We start from the raw sequence: 18,851 nt of genomic DNA, 5'->3' as shown, positions 1-18,851 counted from the left end.
GTATAATAGGGAAGAAATATGTTACTTTGACGAAGAAAAGGAGCCCGTTTATGCTAAGCTTTTATCAAAAATATTGGCGGACCGCTTTCGATATTGCGCTCATCGCCCTGACGGTATACTTGATCATGCTCGTATTCAGCTTTCTGTACCGGATCGCGACACCGATCTTTTTCTCTTTTGTCATCTTTATGATGATCGAGCCGCTCGCACGCCGCTTGAACCGCCTCGGGCTGAAGAAGTTGATCGCTTCGGCGTTATCGATTCTGCTGTTCTCGACCGTCATTCTCGGCTTGTTTTTTGGGGCGGGGTATATCGTTGTGCGGGAAGCGACCGGCCTGGCCGACAGGCTGCCGGAATACCGACAATTGCTGAATGTGCAAATCGCCGAAGGCTCCGCCTTCCTACAATCGAAAATTCATGCTCTGCCGCCCGGCATGCTGGATAAACTGAACGACTATATCGGCTCCGTCACCGACTGGGGACAAAAAGTAGCGAAAGGCTTTCTGTTCCGGCTGGCCGGTTACCTGTCTTCGTTCTCCGCTTTCATCTTTAATTTCGCGGTCGGGATCATACTGGCCTATTTCCTCAGTATCGAAATCGGGGACTGGAAGAAGCTGGCACGAGAAAAAACGCCCCGGACGTTCAAAAAGGCGTTCACTTTCCTGCGTAAAAATGTTTTTTCCGGGATCAGCGCCTACTTGAAAGCGCAGCTGAAGCTGATTACGCTGACGTTTGTCATTATATTCGTCTCGCTGCTGCTGCTCGGCGTGGACAACGCGCTCACGGTTGCCGTATTGTCGGCCGTGTTCGATGTGCTGCCGCTGCTTGGGGTCGGCACGGTGTTCATTCCGTGGATCGTCTATCTTTTTATTGTGGGCCACGTATCGCTCGGCATTTGGCTGACGGCGCTGTTCGTTGTCGTTGTGCTTACCCGGCAAATTTTGGAACCGAAAATTACAGGAGATACGCTCGGCGTATCGGCATTCACGATGCTGTCGTTCATGGTCGTCTCGCTGTCCTTGTTCGGCGTGTCCGGCGTCATTTTGTCTCCGGTGCTGATGATTCTGATCAAAGCACTATACGATCAAGGCTACCTGAAACGGTGGATATCCGCTCCCAAAGGAGAATACGACGCCGCCCCCGCAACCGTTAAGCCGACGCAGGAGCAAAACGGCGGCTAGCTGCCGGCGGACAAAATATCCATCACGCCGCGGAACAGCTTCGCCGCCAGGTTGGCGCTGCCGGCCGGCCGGTTCTCCGCCAGCACCGCCACGGCATAACGCGGGGCGCTCACCGGCCCGTAGCCGACAAACCATTGATGGTTCCGGGCGTCTGCCGCCTCCGCCCTACCGATCTGGGCCGTGCCGGATTTGCCGGCCAGCTTCCAGACTCCGGCGCGTATCGACCGGCCTGTCCCATGGTCGACGACGGCCTCCATGCCGCGCAGCAGCGCCTTTGCCGTAGCCGGCGAAATCCGGCCGTAGCGCGAAGGCGCTTCATGCGCGGAGAGGGCTGCCATCCGCTGACCGTTGGCATAGCGGATTTCCTTAACAAGACGCGGCTGAAGGACATGCCCGCGGTGCAGCAGCGTTACGACCAGATTCGCCGCCTGCAGCGGCGTCATCTTCACGTCCCGCTGGCCGATGCCGCTTTGCGCAAGCCTGCCCCCGTCATGATCGGCAGGCAGTCCGCCGCCCGCAAACACTTCTCCCGCTTCTTCCTCCCACAACAGACGAAGAGGTCCCCGCAGCGTGTCTTCATGATCGCGTTTTCCAGCCAGACTCCATCCGATACGGCGGCCGATGCCGAGCTGATCCGCCGCCTTCAGCAGCTGCTTTTCCTGCAGCCGCTCCGCTATCGTAGCGAACACGATATTGCACGATTGCGCCAATCCTTCCCGCAGCGTCAACGTCCCGTGCCCGCCCCGCTTCGCATCCGAAAGCCCGTAACGACCGTATTCGCCGCTGCAGTGAAACGCTTCCCGCTCATCGGTCACCCCCGCTTCCAGCGCGGCCGCTTCCGTTACCAGCTTGAATACGGAGCCGGGCGGATAGGCCTTGACGGCATGATTGGACGCGTCCGTTCCGGGCCGGCCGATCTTCAGCGGGTCCAGCTCAGGCAGCGAGATCATCGATACGATGTCGGCGCTGCGCGCATCCAGCACGACAACCGCCCCTTGCGTAAGTCCCTGCCGCTTCAAGTAACGTTCCAGCTCCCGCTGCAGCGGCAGATCGAGCGTCGTTGTCACCTTGAGCGGGTAGTAAGGGTTGTCCGGCTGCGTCAGCCGCATATCGAGCCCGCGCAGCGGATTGTCCGCACCGTCTGTAAAAAAGGAAACGGCAGCCGAACCGCTGCCGCGCAGCAGCTTTTCCAGCGACCATTCGAGTCCCGCCCCTCCGATAAGATCGTCGATATGCGCTTCCCCTTTCCCGAGCTTCTTCGTGTACAGCTGTTTCAGACGTTCCGGATTTTCGCTTACATATCCAAGCGCGTGAATGCCGGCTTCGTTCTCCGGGTAACGGTTCCGGTAAGGAAGGACGACGATACCGTTCAGGCGTAAACGCTTCAATCGCTTTACCTGCTCGTTAGTCAAGGGCATCGGTACCTTCGATCCCTTCGCCTTCCAAAATTGCGGCTCCCGCAGCCGCTCCAGCTCGGCCGCCAAATCGCCTTTGCCAACGCCCAATACTGCGGCAAGCTTGCCGATCTGCGAAGCGCTGCCGCGCTGCTTCCGGTTAACCGGAAACAGCGCCAGCGCCTCGTACGACTGCCCTGTCAGCGCGATCCCGCTGCGGTCGTACAAATCGCCCCGGCCGCTGTCCAGAAGCAGCGTGCGCTCCCGCTGTGAAACGGCAAGTCCGCTTCGCCCGCGCGCGGCTTGTCCATTTGCCGGCTGCGGGGCGAGCTGCAGCCAGGCAAGCCGGCATATAAAGACGAGCATGAATAGTGCTATCATTCCGCTTACGAGTACGATGCGCTGCCGCATAAGTATTCCCCCGTTAACGCCGCGCCCTCCACTTTCCCGTCCGTTAACGTTAAGGACGATTTTCCTCGCGTTACCGGATCGCACGGCTCTCTAGTTGCTTACCACACAAGTCTGGCCCAAAGACGCGCCGGTTCATGCACGCTGGCAATAAAAAAAGTCGGGCCAGTCAAACGTCGTCCCAAAGCGCTGAGACCGACGCAAAACAGCCGCAGGGAAGCTTCGGCGGCTTCCCTGCGGCTGTTGATTTTTGCTGTCGTTATACTTTAAACCGCAATAAGGATCCTTGCAATCCTTTGGACAACATCTCCAGCTTATCGGACAATTTTACGAGTCCATCGCTGATGCCGAGCTGCTCCGTGCTGAGCGAAGCCACTTGTTCCGACGTCGCCGACGACTGCTGGGCAACAGCGCTGACGTTGCTCATTGCAATCGTGAGCCGGGACTGCGATTCGTCCAGCCCGCCGATCGATTCCGTAACGGATTCCAGACGCTCTACAAAGCTCGTCATTTGAGACTGTACCGATAAGAAGATTTGGTTCGCTTCCTTAACCGCTCCGATCTGCTGCTGGAAGAGCGGGTAAGCTTCCGATAGTACGCCTACCGTCTCGTCGATTTCTCTCTGTATTTTCTCCGTTATTTCGGCCACCACATTGATTGACTGCCGCGACTGGTCGGCCAGCTGGCGGATTTCATCCGCAACGACCATAAACCCTTTGCCGGCCGCACCCGCGCGCGCCGCCTCGATCGTCGCATTCAACGATAAAATATTCGTTTGCTTCGTCAAATTGTTGAGCACATCCAAAATTTTGCGGATTGAGCCCGTGCTTTCCTTCAGGTGGTCCACCTTCTCCACCATGCTGCGCGTCATTTGCTCCGTCAATCCCGTCTTTTCGATCAAGCCGTTCATATAAGTGGTGCCCTGCTGTGATGCGCGTTCCACTTCGTGGGCGGATACGCCCATTTCGTCGTTGGCCGTAATAACCTGCTTCATTCTCGATTCGATTCCGCCCGTCAAATCGCTGCCCCGTTCGGCTTCGACGGCGAGACTGGTCGCTCCCGTTGCAATCTCTTCGGTCGCAACCGCAATTTCCCTGGCCGAAATCGCCGTTTGTTTCGATACGTCCGACAATTCGCCGGCGGTAAGCAGCACCTGGGACGCGGACTCCCGCGTCTGATCGACGAGTGCCGTAATTTGCACCATCATCTCATTGAAGCTGGCAGCCAGCTGGCCGATTTCATCTTTTGATTTCACGGAAGCCCGGACGGACAAATTGCCTTCTTTGCCTTCGTTCATTAATTGACTGAGCTTGTTAAGCGGCTTGGCAATATTCCGGATCACCATAAAACCGATGAGCAGCGCCAACAGCGCTGCAACTCCCGCCATCACGAGCGTCATCCAAAATATTTTTCCTGCGTCTTTAACGAGCTGATCGACCGGAATTAATCCGGCAAGCCTCCAATCGGACGAATCGAGCGTGTTGTACACGATTAGTTCTTCACCATCGGGCGTATCGGTATTGATTTTGCCCGAAGCTTCTTTGCTGTTCTGGGCTCCCAGCACTTCAAAAGCCGGTTTTCCGACCATTTTTTCGTCCGCGCTGTCGATCAAAATATTGTTGGCACCGTCCAGCAGTTGAATTTTGCTGCCCGCTCCCAAATTTACGCCGTCGAACTGTGCTTTCAGCGTTTCCGTTTTCACTTCAATCAGCAGCACAAAAACCGGAGTGCCCGTATTGAAATTTCGAAGCGCCCGGGCTAACCCGAGCGTCGGTGTAAAGCCTTTGCCGTCGAAGCCGTTAATCTGCGTCGATGTCCATACGGGAGCTCCGGCACCTTCCATCGCCTCCTTATACCACTGCGTTTGGCGGACTGCCTTCATGTCCAGCTGATTCGTTCCGACCAAAAAATCGTCGCCTTTATTATCAACCGGAAGCAGATAAATGTTTTGCAGTTTGCCGTCGCTCAGCTGGATCGATTGCAAAAGGTTTGTCAAATTGATGGAAGCCAAATACCGGTCCGATTCGGACTGGCCGGAAGAAAGAGCGAAATTGGCCACTGCGCTCTTATATTGCGGATCCGTAATAAACTGCATGGAGCGGGTTTCAATATTGTTCATCACCAAATTGACGCTTTTGCTCATTTGTTCAATCGTACCGAGACTGCTGTCGGACACTTTATTGGAAATAATTTGTCTGGAGAGGTTGTACGACGATACGCCGACAGCGAGAACACAAAATAAAATGCTGGAAAAAATAATGATAAACAATTTGGAACCGACCGATTTAAACGGATTCCTCAGTTTAATTTTGGAGGCAGCGCCGAGAAACTGCGATTTGCGTTCGGATGGCGCTTCGGATGCAACGTTCGGCTGTCCGGTTTGCTGCTTCGGCTCAGCTGTCTTATATTGCTTGGACATTTTCATAGTACGTTCACCGTCCTGTCATAATGATTGCTATTTTAATTTATCGGAACAGACAGGCGGAAATATTAGAAGGCGAAGCGAAAAAAATATAACTAAAGACCTAGAAGAGCCGTGAAAAAGGAGTCGCTGCGAGGCTGGTTTGGGCTTACGATCGCCGCTCTCACGCAAAAATGGCCAGCCAGAAATTCTGGCTGACCTCATAAACGAAAAACAACTTCGTGTGTTAGCGAATCCGTTTGCGCATCATGTCCATCGGCTTGACCGGCTGCTCGGTGCGGACGAGCACCCGCTGCAGCGGGTGCCGGGCCGCATCCAGAACATTGCCTTCTTCATCTTGGATTTCTGTAATCACCTGCTTGAAGAACGTTCCGCCCGGGCCGAAAAACTCCACTTCTTGCCCCGGCTTGAAGTTATTCCGCTGCTGAATGATGGCGATACCGCTATCCGCATCATAAGATTGCACCACGCCGGCGAAATCGTAAGGAGCCTGCTTATCCTCCGGCTCGTAAATATGATCCTCCGTACCCGGCGTATCGAAGAAAAATCCGGTATTCAGCGGACGGTTCGCCGCTTTATGAATTTCTTCCACCCACTGCGGCTTCAGTTCATAGCCTTGCGGATCGGCAAAATACGCATCGATCGCCTGACGGTAGGCGTTCACGACCGTCGCCACGTAATGGACGCTTTTCATCCGTCCTTCGATTTTGAAGCTGTCCACCCCGACCTCGATCAGCTCCGGCAGATGTTCGATCATGCACAGGTCTTTGGAGCTCATCGTAAAGGCGTTGTCTTCTTCTGAGGCAATCATCTCCTCATCCACGAACAGATCGTATTTCCAGCGGCATGACTGGCAGCAGCCGCCGCGGTTGGAATCCCGGTCCGTGAAATGGTTCGACAGCACGCAGCGCCCCGAGAAGGACGAACACATCGCCCCGTGAATGAATGCCTCAATTTCGATATCGACCTTGGATTTGATCTCCGCAATCTCTTCCAAGCTCGTCTCGCGCGCCAATACGACGCGCGGCAGCCCTTCCTCTTTCCAGAACTGAACCGTTCTCCAGTTAAGCACCGATTGCTGCGTGCTCAAATGCACCTCAAGCTTCGGAGCGACGCGCTGCACCGTCTCGATAATGGCGGGATCGGCGGCGATAACGGCGCTGATGCCGGCATCCTGAAGATTGCGAAGATAATCTTCCAGACCTTCAATATCCTCGTTGTGGGCGTAAATGTTCGTCGCGACAAACACTTTGGCTCCGTAGCGCTTCGCGAACTCGACACCTTCACGCATCTCGTCAAAGCTGAAGTTGTCGGCGTTCGAACGGAGGCCGTACTTTTGTCCGCCGATATATACCGCATCCGCGCCGTAATGCACGGCGAACTTCAGCTTTTCCAAGCTTCCGGCCGGCGCCAGCAGCTCCGGCCGGTCGAGCCGGTGCCGGCGGCCGGTCAGCTTGGCGCCTCCTTTTGTGATCGTTGCACTCATTGTCTTCACCTCCTGATTTTCTCTTAGTAAACCTGCTCTTTATAAAAGAAACCGAAGCTCAGTTCCCTGTCTTTATCCTGCACGCTGCGAATCGCATCGAGCCACTCCTCGCGGAATTCGTATCCTTCCGGATCTGCAAAGTACGCGTCAATCGCCTTCCGGTACGAACGGATAACCGTCTCGTTATAGTGTGCCGGTTTCAGCAACGTTTCAATCCGCAGGCTGTCGATGCCCGCTTCCATCAGCTCGTGCAAATTTTCCAGCATGCATATATCGTCGGAGCTCATCATGTAGGTACCGAATTGGTCCTGGTAAATCGGATACCGCTCTCCCGGCCGCTCGGCTTCGGTAACATACAATCCGCGTTCTTTGCCGGCATCCAGGGCCGCCGGACTGACTTCACCCGCCCGGAGCTGTCCCAAATAGCTGTCGACCAGCGAACGTTTGGAATGATAAATGGTCGTCATGCCGTGCACCTGCACCTGCACTTCAAGCTCGGTGTTCGCCTTCACCTCGTGCACCTGCTCCATGTTCAGCTCGCGCGCCAGCACGACGCGGCTCGCGCCGCGGCGTCCCCAGTAATTGGCCGCCGCATAACTTGTCGAGGTCATTTCCGCATTCCAGTGCAGCTTCATACCCGGGGCTGCGGCGCGCACCGCCATCAGCACGGACGGATCGCCGAACACGACGGCGTCCACTCCGCAATCCGCCAGTCCGCTCACATAGTGATCGAGCGAATCGGCCGTCTCGTTATCGATCAAGTTGTTCACAGCCGCATAAATACGTGCCGGCCGCTCTCCCTGCTTCGCCGCGCGGACCGCTTCCGCCATATCGGCCAGCTTGAACTCACCCGGCAGCCGGGAACCGTAACGCGATTCGCCGATCACGAACGCGTCCGCTCCCGCTTCCTTGTACCGGATCAGCTCTTGCAAAGATCCGGCCGTCGTCAATAACTCCGGTTTAACCGCCATTGGCTTACTCTCCTCCTTTCGCCTCCGCATTGCTTTTGCGGATGTTTTGCTCATGCTGTCTGAACGTTTTGGCAAACAGATGCTGCTGTGTGCCGTCTTTTTTCGTCACGTAATAATAGTAGTCATTCGAATCCGGGTACAACGCCGCTTCGATCGATTTCAGGCTCGGATTGGCGATGGGGCCGGGGGGCAGACCGTCGTAACGGTACGTGTTATAAGGGTCCTCCACCGTCAAGTCTTTCTCGTACAGCCGCTCTTTCGGCTTGTCGAGCAAATATTGCACCGTCGCGTCGATCTGCAGACGCATCGGTTTGGCAAGACGGTTGTAGATGACGCCGGCTACGATCGGCCGCTCCTGATCGACGACGACTTCGCGTTCCACGAGCGATGCGACCGTGAGCAGCTGGTGAAGCGACATTTGCCGTTTCTGGAGCGTTTCTTCCCAATCGTCCGGCAGCTCGTTCAGCTTGCGGTCGAGTTCCGAGAGCATCCGGTCGATAATCTCTTCCTCGGTGCTGCCGACCTTCATCTCGTACGTTTCCGGAAACAAGTAGCCTTCCAAAAGATGCTTGTAATTGACCTGCTCCGGAATGAAGCCGGCCGCCTCGGAATCCGGCCATTTCCGCTTCGAGTCCGCAAGCTGGATAAACGTCGCTTTGTCGACCAATCCTTCGGAGGACAGCTTGTCGGCGATTTGCAGCAGCGTAAATCCTTCCGGGATCGTGAAGCGGATCGTCTCCGCTTTAACCGTTTCGCCTTTGTTCAGTTTGCTGATGATCGCATCATGGGTCATTCCCGGTGCAAGATCATACGTTCCCGCCAGGAAAGCCCCGCCCTCCTTATGAAACTTCAAGTAGTATTTAAAAATAAATGAGTTGCGAATGATGCCCTGCTTCTCCAGCAAATCGGCAACTTGAAAAGCAGTCGATCCCTTTGCGACTTCGATCCGTTTCACATCTCCGGCCGGCGCAGGACGCAGACCGTTCCATACATAAAGTGCGATGCCGCCCGCGGTCGCAAGCATGATGCCGATCAGCACCGTAATGACCCATAACGTAATGCGGCTCCGCGCAGGTCCGTTTTGTTCCCGTCCCTGCCGTTCGTTCATCGTATGCTCAAGCCTGTCCAACGAAACGATCCCCCATTTCAACGTAACGGCGATCCATGCAAAAAGCGGCCGCAGCGTCTGCATGCGCATCCGGCGCGGGCCGCTTATCCGATTCATGAATGCCGCCAATCTTAGTCCCGAATACTAAATCCGTCCCGCAACAAAAGGGCGGTGGAAGCCGCCCCCGTTGCCTTGCTATTAGACGTTCTCTGCAAACAGAAGCTCGTCGTACGCTTCGGAAGCGGCCTCCCACTCTTCGTCGCCCTCGATCGTTTCAAGCTGCGGAGTTCCATCCGCCCCCATCACGATGAGAAACATTTCCACTTCATCCTCTTTGCGCATCGACGGAGATTGAAGGGCGGCATAACAACGGCTTCCGAGCGAAAACTCGGCCTTCAGCGCGAAGGGCTGCTCCGCGCCGTTCTCGTCCACCAGCAGCACTTCATTGCCGTAGGCTTCTTTCAGCACGGAAATACGCTTTAGCGCATGTGCGTGATCTTCCATGGCCTCTTTCACTACTTCCCTTCTTCTTCCAGCTCGCTCAGAAGCGTGTTGAACGTTTCTTCCACCATGTTCCATTCTTCTTCGTCTTCAATCGTATACAGTTTCAGATCGTCGCCCTCTTCTTCATATCGGAACGCGTATACTTCATCCTCTTCGGCGTCTTCGTCCTCAACGTTCAGCGGAACGACCATCATATATTTCTGGTCCGAGCCGTCAACCTCGAACTTCATGATGACTTCGAATTCTTCCTCGTTGCCGTCTTCGTCGGGAATATAAATAATTTCCGGTTCTTCAAACTGCATGTCGTCCTTTGTCATCGTTACCCTCACCTTTTCGTTTTAGAATCGAGATAATTTTGCAAAATGAGCGTTGCCGCCATTTTGTCTACGACCTGCTTTCGCTTCTTCCGACTGACATCCGCTTCGATCAGCGTCTTGTGGGCGGATACCGTCGTCAGCCTTTCATCCCAAAGGTGGACAGGTAAATTCAACTTTTGCTTCAAACTTTCAGCAAATGCGATGCAAATTTCGCCACGCGGGCCGATTGAGCCGTTCATATTCTTAGGCAATCCGACAACGACTTCACTTACTTCGTGTTCGGCGCAAAGACGGACAAGTTCATCCATCTCCGACTCGCCTCCGCGGCGTTCGACCACGACGAGCCCTTGGGCCGTCCAGCCGAACGCGTCGCTTACGGCAACCCCGATCCGGCGGTCACCGTAATCCAAACCCATCGTTCTCATCGTCAGGCCGACTCCGTTTCATTAGCGGTGTTGACTTAAATAGGAGCGGACCAGTTCCTCGATCAACTCATCGCGTTCTTTTTTTCGAATTAAGCTTCTGGCGTTGTTGTGCCTAGGAATATACGCGGGATCCCCGGACAGCAGGTATCCAACGATCTGGTTAATGGGATTGTATTCTTTTTCGACCAAAGCATCGTACACCGTCAGCAAAATATCCTCGGAGGATTTCTCTTGCCCTTCCGCTTTCACGTCAAATTTCATCGTTTTGTCCAAAGAACTCATCGTCAGCACCTCGCTTTCCTAATACCGCCTAAATTCGGCTATACACCTTTACTATATCACACTTGCCTGCGAAAGAACCAGTTCTTCTGCGAGAGCGAGCGCTTCATCCAGCTTGGAAGCGTCCTTGCCGCCCGCCTGCGCCATATCCGGACGTCCGCCGCCGCCCCCGCCGCAGCGGGCTGCAGCTTCCTTAATCAGCTTGCCGGCATGGAAGCCTTTCTTCACCAAATCCGGCGAAACAGCCGCCACAAGGTTGACTTTGTCGTCCGCCGCGGCGCCGAGGACGATGACGGCGGAGCCGAGCTTCGCTTTCAGCTCGTCCGCGATCCCGCGCAGCGCATCCATATTCGGGGCATTGACGCGCGCAGCCAGTACCGTAACGCCGCTTACCGTCTTGGCGCTCGCTTCGAGCGCTCCCGCTTCGATGCGGCTCAGCTTGCCTTGCAGCGACTCGTTCTCGCGTCCGAGCTCCTTCACCTGTCCGAACAGCGCTTCGATCCGCTTCGGCACGTCCGCCGCGCTGCTCTTCAGCAGGCCGGCCGCCTGCTTCAGCACGTCCAGCTGCTCCTCCACATAAGCATACGCATGCCGCCCGGTTACCGCTTCGATCCGGCGTACGCCCGAGCCGATGCCGCTCTCTCCGGCCAGCTTGAACAGACCGATCTGCGCCGTGTTATTCACATGGCAGCCGCCGCACAGCTCCAGGCTGTAGGAGCCGACCTGCACGACGCGCACAACGTCCCCGTATTTTTCGCCGAACAGCGCCATCGCGCCCATCTCCTTCGCTTCGGCAAGCGATTTGTTCTCGATAACGACGGCCGTTCCTTTCCAGATCTGCTCGTTGACGCGGCGTTCAATATCCGTCAGCTCCTCGGCCGAAATCGAACCGAAATGCGAGAAGTCGAACCGCAGACGTTCCGGCTCTACAAGCGATCCAGCCTGATTGACGTGGTCGCCCAGCACTTCTTTGAGCGCCTTGTGCAGCAAATGGGTCGCCGTATGGTTTTTGACGATGTCTTCGCGCACAATACGGGATACTTCCGCTTTTGCTTTCTCATGAACGCGAAGCGTGCCGGTTGTAACGACGGCGTGATGCACCGGCTGACCGTGCGGCGCTTTCGTCACGTCTTGCACCGTCAGCGTGAAGCCGTCGCCGCTGATGATCCCTTTGTCGCCGATTTGACCGCCGCTTTCCGCATAGAACGGCGTGCGGTCGAGCATGACCAGCACGAGGCTGCCTTCGCCCGCAATGTCGACAAGCGCTCCATCCAGCACAATGCCGGTTACTTTTGCATCGCTTACGAGATCATTATAGCCAACGAATTCACTTTTAACCGTAAAGTCCGCAAGCGGTCCGCCCTGCACGCTCATGCCAGCGGATTCATGACGGGCAGCGCGGGCCCGTTCCCGCTGGGCGTCCATCGCCTGATCGAAGCCGGCACGGTCGACCGTCATGCCGTTCTCGGCCGCATAATCTTCCGTCAAATCGAATGGGAAACCGAACGTATCGTACAGCTTGAAGGCGTCCGCGCCGCCAATTTCGGATGCACCGGATGCCTTCGCCGCCGCAACGAGATCGGCGAGCAGCCCCAATCCGTCGGAGAGCGTGCGGTGGAACTGCTCTTCCTCATTGCGGATAATCCGCTCGATAAATTCGCGTTTTTCGACGACCGACGGGTAATAAACGCCCATCACATCGCCGACCGTACCGGTCAAGTCGTACAAGAACGGTTTATCGATGCCGAGCGACTTGCCGTAGCGCACCGCGCGGCGCAGCAGGCGGCGGATAACGTAACCGCGGCCTTCATTCGAAGGCAGCACGCCGTCGGATGCCGCAAACACGACGGTCCGGATATGGTCGGCGATCACTTTGAGGGCGACATCGTGCTCTTCGCTCTCGCGGTATTTTACCCCCGCAATGGAACAGGTTTTTTCGATAATCGGCATGAACAGATCGGTGTCGAAGTTGGAATCGACATCCTGCAAAATCGAAGCGAAGCGCTCCAGACCCGCGCCGGTATCGATGTTTTTGTTCGGCAGCGGCGTGTAGCTGCCGTCCTTGTTATGATTGTATTGCGAGAACACGAGGTTCCATACTTCGAGGTACCGTTCGTTTTCGCCGCCCGGATACATTTCAGGATCGGACAAGTCGCTGCCGTACTTTTCGCCGCGGTCGTAAAAAATTTCGGTACACGGTCCGCACGGGCCTTCGCCGATGTCCCAGAAGTTGTCCTTCAGCTTCACGATGCGCTCCGCCGGAAGGCCGATCTTTTTGTTCCAGAAGGCAAACGCCTCTTCATCCTCGGGATGAACCGTTACGGACAGGCGCTCGGGATCAAAGCCGATCCACTCCTTCCCGGTCAGAAACTCCCACGCCCACGTGATCGCTTCCTCCTTGAAGTAATCGCCGATGGAGAAGTTGCCCAGCATCTCGAAAAACGTATGGTGACGGCGGGTTTTTCCAACATTTTCAATATCGTTGGTGCGGATGCATTTCTGCGAGTTCGTAATCCGAGGGTTATCGGGGATCACCCTGCCGTCGAAATACGCTTTGAGCGGCGCCATCCCGGCATTGATCCAGAGCAGCGACGGGTCGTTATGCGGCACGAGCGAGGCGCTAGGTTCGACCTTATGACCCTTACTTTCAAAAAACTTTAGCCATTTGGAACGGATTTCTGCTGCTTTCATTGTTTGGTTCCCCCTAGATTAAATTAAAGTAAATTCAAAAAGAATCCGCTACAACAGCGATCGTAAGATCAAATGAATCCGCACAGCGGCTCATTTTTCATCACCGCGCAGCGCCTCCTCTTTCCCCACACCGAATTAAAAAAGTCCCTGTCAGTAATGACAGGGACGAAAAGATCGCGGTACCACCCTGGTTATTGCGCCGGTATCCAAGAGTGGCGCAATCGCCTTATGCGGACGTTAACGGGTCCTTCCGGTGAAGTTCATTCACACTCCGAAATCAGCTTTCGACCGCTCTTCGGCATGGGGGTTATTGCAGCCATCCTTGCGTTCCGCGCATATGATTGGAACTCGGAAGAAACCCCTTCTCTGCTTGCCGGGCTGCGGCTTACTTTATTTCATCAACGATTTGAGATTCTGGCAAAAAATATACATAATTATTATAGTACCTTTGTCCATGAAATGTCAATATTGGTGAGGCGCACTTATTGATCCGGGGCGGTTCACGTCGTGCGCCGCCGCACATAATACGCAAACAGATGCTGCGCAATCACCTTCAACGCGGCGAAAACCGGCACAGCCAGAATCATGCCGACAATTCCGGCGATCTCGCCCCCGACGAGCAAAGCGAAAATAATCGACAGCGGATGCATATGCAGCGTCCTTCCCACCACCTGCGGAGAAATGACGTTTCCTTCAAGGATCTGGCACACCGTATTGACGAGCGCGACGAGCAGCATCATTTTCAGCGACACGGTGGACGCCATCAACAGCGCCGGTGCCGCCCCGAAAAACGGCCCCAAATACGGAATGATATTCGTCACCGCTACAACCCCGGCCAGCAGCAGCGCATACGGCATGCCAATGATGAGATAGCCGATGTAAGCGAGAACGCCGACGATGACGCAGACGAGAAACTGCCCTCTTATGTAGCTGCCAAGCGCGTCGTCGATATCCTTGAACATGCGCACGATGTTTTTGCGGTGCGTCTTGGGGACATACGTAATGACGGTACGTTCGAAAACTTCAAAATCTTTTAAGATATAAAAAGCGAGAAACGGAATAATAAACGCCACAAAGACGACGTTCAGCATCGATCCGATATTGTTGATCAGGTTCGTAATAAACTGCGTCAGCCTCTTCTCCATCCCGTACAGCGAGTGGTTCAGCCCGTTGCGGAAACTGTCGGGGAGATAAGAATTATTGTTAAAATCGCTCACCAGGTTTTGCGCCCTCATCGTCAGCTCCGGCGCATGCGCATTGAGCTCCTGCAGCTGCTCCACCAGCATCGGAATCATATTGACGAGCAGCACGGTGAGAGAAGCGCTGAACACCGCATAAATAAGCAGCACCGCTGCCGTACGCGGAACTTTGCGGTCATGCAGCATGCTGACGACGGGATGCAGCACATAGGAAATGATCATGGCGATGATGAAGGGCGTAAGCACCGCTTTAAGAAAGTCGTACACCTGCATCAGCATCGGCTTAATCTGCAGCAGCAGAAACAGGGACAATAGTCCGAGTATGATATATGCAAACGCCATCAGCAGGCGATTATGCGTGAACCGCTCCATCCCTTTCCCTCCGCGGCCCGGGCAAACGTGTCCGGTTGGTTGAAGTTGTACAGCCCGTACAATGACAGTATATGTACAACCTGGGGGAATCATCCCTTGAAGGGGCGAGCGAGAAACGGACAAAACAACAAGAGCCGCTTCCAAAGGTACGGATACCTCCTAAGCGGCTCTTGCATGCTTCTTTAGTTCGCGTGCATTTCCGGCTGCGCGATGTCTTCCTCAAAGAACAAATCGTCGAGCGAGCTGAGCGTTCCGTCTTCTTCGACTTGGTAAACGGACATTTTCTCGCCGTTGACGGTCAATTCAATAAAGCAGCCCCAGCAGTAAAATTGGTGGGAACCGATCTTGCCGATATCTTTCGAGTTGCAGTTGGGACATCTCATCATCATACATTCTCCCTATCTTACGGATCGGAAGCTGCGACGGGCTCCAAGTCGGCCTCGTTCATGGCCGGCACGATAATCGCATCTTCGCCTAGCATAAATACGTCCGGATCTTCCGGAGCCCGCAGCCATTTACGGCCTTCCATCAAATCCGCTACAAATCCGTCCGTTAATTCGTAACCTACTATCTGTGTACCCCTGTAAGGGTCAAAATAAACATCCGATACCCGGCCAAGTTGAATTCCTTCAATCGTTACGACCGGCAAATCTTTCAACCGGATGCATCCGCTCTGAAAAGAGCGCTGTATTTCGGTCATTCTCATGCTGCGGATACTTCCTGCACCGATAATGAATACGGCGTCTTCGCCGCATGTCAGCACATCGTCCCACAGGACCGCACGCACGAATTTCGAAAACCAGCCCCGAGCTTCCATCACAATGCCCCGAAGCAGCCAGTGTTCGTCAAACCAGGCGTCTTTTACCGTTCCAAGCCGCTTTCCCTTGCGGGAATCGATTACAGGCAGGCCAATCATCTGCTGCAGCTTAATCACTTTACGCCAAGGCCTCCTACTTTGTAGTACGAACGCGCCGCAGAAAAGTTTCAACTTTCCCAGCCGCTTGCTCCAGTTCTTCCAAAGTATTCCCCAAACCGAAGCTGAACCTTACAGCCGATTGCAATAACGAATCAGGCACCCCCATCGCGCGCAGCACGTGCGACGGCTCGAGCGCTCCCGCCGTGCATGCGGAACCGCCGGAAGCGGCGATACCGGCCAAATCCAAATTCATCAGCATGCTCTCGGTATCGATTCCCGTAAAACTGATGTTCACGATATGCGGCAGCCGGTAAAGCTCATGCCCGTTTATCGAAATATCGTCCCCCGCAGCCCGGCGCATCCTCTCTATCCAATAAAGACGAAGCTTGTCCCACAAAAGTTTCCGGCTTTCAAGCTCGGCAGCGCAAATTTCGGCCGCCTTTCCGAAGCCTGCAATGCCGGCCACATTTTCGGTACCGCCCCGGCGCTTGCGCTCCTGCAAGCCGCCGAACAGCAGCGGATAATAAGGCGTTCCCTTCTTAACATAAAGCGCGCCGATCCCTTGCGGACCGTTAATTTTATGCGAGGAAACGGTAAGCATGTGGACCGGGAGCTGCTGCAGGTCGATCGCCACCTTGCCGTATGCCTGCACCGCGTCGACGTGCAGCAGCACGCCCGCCGCTTCGGCGGCAAGGCCGATTTCCTCAATCGGCTGGATCGTGCCGGTTTCGTTATTGCCGTACATGACGCTGACCACTCCCGTATCCGGACCGATTGCGCCAGCGATATCATCGGCCGATACCCGTCCCGCGCTATCGACCGGAACATATGTCACTTTGACGCCTTCCCGCTCCAGCTTCTCGCATACATTCAGAACGGCGTGATGCTCGATGGCCGTTGTGACGATATGGTTCTTGCCCGACCGGCGAAGCGCCGCCATAACGCCGGTCAATGCCGTGTTGTTGCTTTCGGTGCCGCCCGAGGTAAAAATGACCTCGTCCGGCCGGCAGCCCAGCGTGCCGGCGATGCGCTCCCTTGCAGCGTTGACGACCCGCCGCGCTTCGCGCCCAAACGAGTGAATGCTGGACGCATTGCCGGGAGGCCCCTGCATCACGTCCAGCATCGCCGCTGCTGCTTCCGGATGGAGCGGCGTTGTCGCCGCATGGTCAAAATAAAATCTTTCCATTCTCATCCCGCCCGTTTAAAATGAGGTGAACCGCCAGCCGCTTAAGCGCGGCTGTCACCGCACGATTAAATATAAAACATGTAGCTGTCGATATGGTTCTCATCCTTGAACGAAATCAGGTCCGAAAGCGTCGTCGAATCAAGCACTTCCGCGATGCTGTCGCGGATTCGCAGCCACAAATCGCGCTTGGCCGGGTCGTCTTCCTCCGTGAAATCGACCGGCGATATCGGCCCTTCCAATATCCGGATCACATCGCCGGATGTAATCGTATCCGGTTCTTTAGACAAAATGTAACCGCCGTAAGCGCCGCGGATGCTCTTCACAAGACCCGCGTTGCGCAGCGGAGCGATCAATTGTTCCAAGTAATGTTCCGACAGCTGATTTTTTTCCGCGATGCTCTTAAGTGAGATCGGCCCTTCTCCGAAACGGGCTGCAAGTTCCATCATAATTGTGAGACCGTAACGGCCTTTCGTCGATATCTTCATAGTGGGCCCCTCTTTCCAAATGTTCTGGTCCGCATACAATTGTATTGTATTCTGCCTTTATTTTCGCTGTGCTAGTTAAATCATGGTATTCCCATATCACAGATATGTTAACATATTCAAAGCGCGCCGTGTTAAAAATCGTTAACATTTTCGTGACAAATGTGCGCTTCGGCTGTAGAATTGCTCGGTAAAACGGGCATAGCTATGGTACAATGAGGTAACGGCCGTCCATTTTTTTGAAGGACGATTTGCCGTTAATGGATGATTTTGAAGGTGGTGACTGTGCAATGAATGATTCCGCAAGCGCGGACAACTCGCAAACCCGCGTCGTCGTCGGCATGTCCGGCGGGGTCGATTCCTCCGTAACCGCTCTGCTGCTGAAGCAGCAAGGCTACGATGTGATCGGGATTTTTATGAAAAACTGGGACGAGACCGATGAGAACGGCGTGTGCAGCGCGGATGAAGACGCTGAGGACGTCCGCCGCGTCTGCGAGCAGATCGGCATTCCCTACTATACGGTTAACTTCGAGCAAGCTTATTACGAGAAAGTGTTCACCTACTTTCTTGATGAATACAAGCGCGGCCGCACGCCGAATCCGGATGTGATGTGCAACCGCGAGATCAAGTTCGGCGATTTTCTGCAAAAAGCGCTCGGACTCGGGGCCGATTACCTGGCCACAGGCCACTACGCCCGCGTCGTGCGCGATGACAGCGGTGAAACGAAGCTGCTGCGCGGCGTCGATCCCGGAAAGGACCAAACTTATTTTCTGTCCGCTTTGAACCAAAAGCAGCTGTCCAAAGCGATGTTCCCGATCGGCCATCTGCCGAAGTCGGAAGTGCGGCGCATTGCCGAAGAGAACGGACTTGCTACCGCCCGCAAAAAAGACAGCACCGGCGTCTGCTTTATCGGCGAACGGAATTTCAAGCAATTCCTGAGCGGATACCTTCCCGCACAGCCCGGACCGATGGTCGACCTGCGGACGGGCGATACGAAGGGTCGTCACGACGGCCTCATGTACTACACGCTCGGCCAGCGTCAAGGACTCGGCATCGGCGGATCCGGTACGGGGCAGCCGTGGTTCGTCGCCGACAAAGATTTGGAGCGCAACATCCTGTATGTCGTTCAAGGCGAGGACCATCCGCGGCTGTACTCGCGCGGCCTCACTGCCGCAGGAGTCAATTGGATCGCCCCTGAGCGGCCGCAAGGTCCCGTGCGCTGCACCGCCAAATTCCGTTACCGTCAGCCCGATCAGGGCGTAACAGTTACGCTGGACGGCAGCGGCGGCGCGGAAGTCGTATTCGACAAGCCGCAGAAGGCGGTCACGCCGGGACAAGCGGTCGTATTCTACGACGGCGACGTATGCCTCGGCGGCGGCACGATCGACCGCGTTCACCTCGTCGAAGAAAGCTTCGTCCTCTCGGCTTCCAAGGCTTGAATTAGAGGCTGTCCCGGAAGCTCAGCATCAATAATCAAAAATGAACCGGTCAAGGAACTGCCCTTGACCGG

At 55.2% G+C, this 18,851-nt stretch carries 17 protein-coding genes; 2 read left to right on the top strand and 15 right to left on the bottom strand.

The window, feature by feature from the left end:
- Positions 1 to 50: 50 nt before the first annotated feature.
- The gene (locus VN24_RS18085; protein WP_045671547.1) at positions 51 to 1,181 is read left to right on the top strand and encodes an AI-2E family transporter; all 1,131 of its coding nucleotides are present in this window, start codon (positions 51 to 53) and stop codon (positions 1,179 to 1,181) included.
- Here the strand turns inward: VN24_RS18085 and VN24_RS18080 are convergent.
- From VN24_RS18080 to cymR, 15 genes are all read right to left on the bottom strand, one after another.
- Positions 1,178 to 2,986: a peptidoglycan D,D-transpeptidase FtsI family protein gene (locus tag VN24_RS18080; protein WP_045671546.1), complete on the bottom strand. Its 1,809-nt coding sequence runs from the start codon at positions 2,984 to 2,986 to the stop codon at positions 1,178 to 1,180. The genes VN24_RS18085 and VN24_RS18080 overlap by 4 nt on opposite strands.
- Positions 2,987 to 3,242: 256 nt before the next feature.
- Positions 3,243 to 5,408 carry a methyl-accepting chemotaxis protein gene (locus VN24_RS18075; RefSeq protein ID WP_238590725.1) on the bottom strand — a complete coding sequence of 722 codons (2,166 nt, stop codon included), beginning with the start codon at positions 5,406 to 5,408 and terminating at the stop codon, positions 3,243 to 3,245.
- 223 nt (positions 5,409 to 5,631) lie between these two features.
- On the bottom strand, positions 5,632 to 6,891 hold the full coding sequence (locus VN24_RS18070; RefSeq protein ID WP_045671545.1) for a peptidase U32 family protein: 1,260 nt from the start codon (positions 6,889 to 6,891) through the stop codon (positions 5,632 to 5,634).
- Positions 6,892 to 6,914: 23 nt separating this feature from the next.
- Complete coding sequence (locus VN24_RS18065) at positions 6,915 to 7,862, bottom strand: peptidase U32 family protein (protein ID WP_045671544.1); 948 nt, start codon at positions 7,860 to 7,862, stop codon at positions 6,915 to 6,917.
- A gap of 4 nt (positions 7,863 to 7,866) precedes the next feature.
- A complete protein-coding gene (gene mltG / locus VN24_RS18060; RefSeq protein ID WP_420798632.1) occupies positions 7,867 to 8,907 on the bottom strand; it encodes an endolytic transglycosylase MltG in 1,041 nt (346 codons plus the stop codon).
- A gap of 261 nt (positions 8,908 to 9,168) precedes the next feature.
- Positions 9,169 to 9,486, bottom strand: a complete 318-nt coding sequence (locus VN24_RS18055) for a DUF1292 domain-containing protein (RefSeq protein ID WP_238590724.1) — start codon at positions 9,484 to 9,486, stop codon at positions 9,169 to 9,171.
- Positions 9,486 to 9,791, bottom strand: a complete 306-nt coding sequence (locus VN24_RS18050) for a DUF1292 domain-containing protein (RefSeq protein ID WP_045671543.1) — start codon at positions 9,789 to 9,791, stop codon at positions 9,486 to 9,488. The genes VN24_RS18055 and VN24_RS18050 overlap by 1 nt, the downstream gene beginning before the upstream one ends.
- A gap of 8 nt (positions 9,792 to 9,799) precedes the next feature.
- Positions 9,800 to 10,216: a Holliday junction resolvase RuvX gene (ruvX, locus tag VN24_RS18045; RefSeq protein WP_045671542.1), complete on the bottom strand. Its 417-nt coding sequence runs from the start codon at positions 10,214 to 10,216 to the stop codon at positions 9,800 to 9,802.
- Between the two features lie 21 nt (positions 10,217 to 10,237).
- Positions 10,238 to 10,498 carry an IreB family regulatory phosphoprotein gene (locus tag VN24_RS18040; protein WP_045673435.1) on the bottom strand — a complete coding sequence of 87 codons (261 nt, stop codon included), beginning with the start codon at positions 10,496 to 10,498 and terminating at the stop codon, positions 10,238 to 10,240.
- 51 nt (positions 10,499 to 10,549) lie between these two features.
- Positions 10,550 to 13,186, bottom strand: a complete 2,637-nt coding sequence (alaS, locus tag VN24_RS18035; protein WP_045671541.1) for an alanine--tRNA ligase — start codon at positions 13,184 to 13,186, stop codon at positions 10,550 to 10,552.
- A gap of 500 nt (positions 13,187 to 13,686) precedes the next feature.
- Positions 13,687 to 14,757 (bottom strand): AI-2E family transporter, encoded by a 1,071-nt coding sequence (locus tag VN24_RS18030; RefSeq protein ID WP_045671540.1) that lies wholly within the window; start codon positions 14,755 to 14,757, stop codon positions 13,687 to 13,689.
- A 182-nt stretch (positions 14,758 to 14,939) separates the two neighbouring features.
- Positions 14,940 to 15,143, bottom strand: a complete 204-nt coding sequence (locus VN24_RS18025) for a hypothetical protein (RefSeq protein ID WP_045671539.1) — start codon at positions 15,141 to 15,143, stop codon at positions 14,940 to 14,942.
- A gap of 17 nt (positions 15,144 to 15,160) precedes the next feature.
- Positions 15,161 to 15,691, bottom strand: a complete 531-nt coding sequence (locus VN24_RS18020) for a PRC-barrel domain-containing protein (RefSeq protein ID WP_052703027.1) — start codon at positions 15,689 to 15,691, stop codon at positions 15,161 to 15,163.
- A 16-nt stretch (positions 15,692 to 15,707) separates the two neighbouring features.
- Positions 15,708 to 16,859 carry a cysteine desulfurase family protein gene (locus VN24_RS18015; RefSeq protein WP_045671538.1) on the bottom strand — a complete coding sequence of 384 codons (1,152 nt, stop codon included), beginning with the start codon at positions 16,857 to 16,859 and terminating at the stop codon, positions 15,708 to 15,710.
- 65 nt (positions 16,860 to 16,924) lie between these two features.
- On the bottom strand, positions 16,925 to 17,344 hold the full coding sequence (gene cymR / locus VN24_RS18010) for a cysteine metabolism transcriptional regulator CymR (RefSeq protein WP_045671537.1): 420 nt from the start codon (positions 17,342 to 17,344) through the stop codon (positions 16,925 to 16,927).
- A gap of 287 nt (positions 17,345 to 17,631) precedes the next feature.
- Between cymR and mnmA the strand changes: the two genes are divergently transcribed.
- Complete coding sequence (gene mnmA / locus VN24_RS18005) at positions 17,632 to 18,780, top strand: tRNA 2-thiouridine(34) synthase MnmA (protein WP_045671536.1); 1,149 nt, start codon at positions 17,632 to 17,634, stop codon at positions 18,778 to 18,780.
- The last annotated feature ends 71 nt before the right edge of the window (positions 18,781 to 18,851 follow it).

Origin of the sequence: Paenibacillus beijingensis (assembly GCF_000961095.1) — a bacterium.
Lineage (GTDB): Bacteria > Bacillota > Bacilli > Paenibacillales > Paenibacillaceae > Paenibacillus_O > Paenibacillus_O beijingensis.
This window is presented reverse-complemented; position numbering and strand designations above follow the sequence as displayed.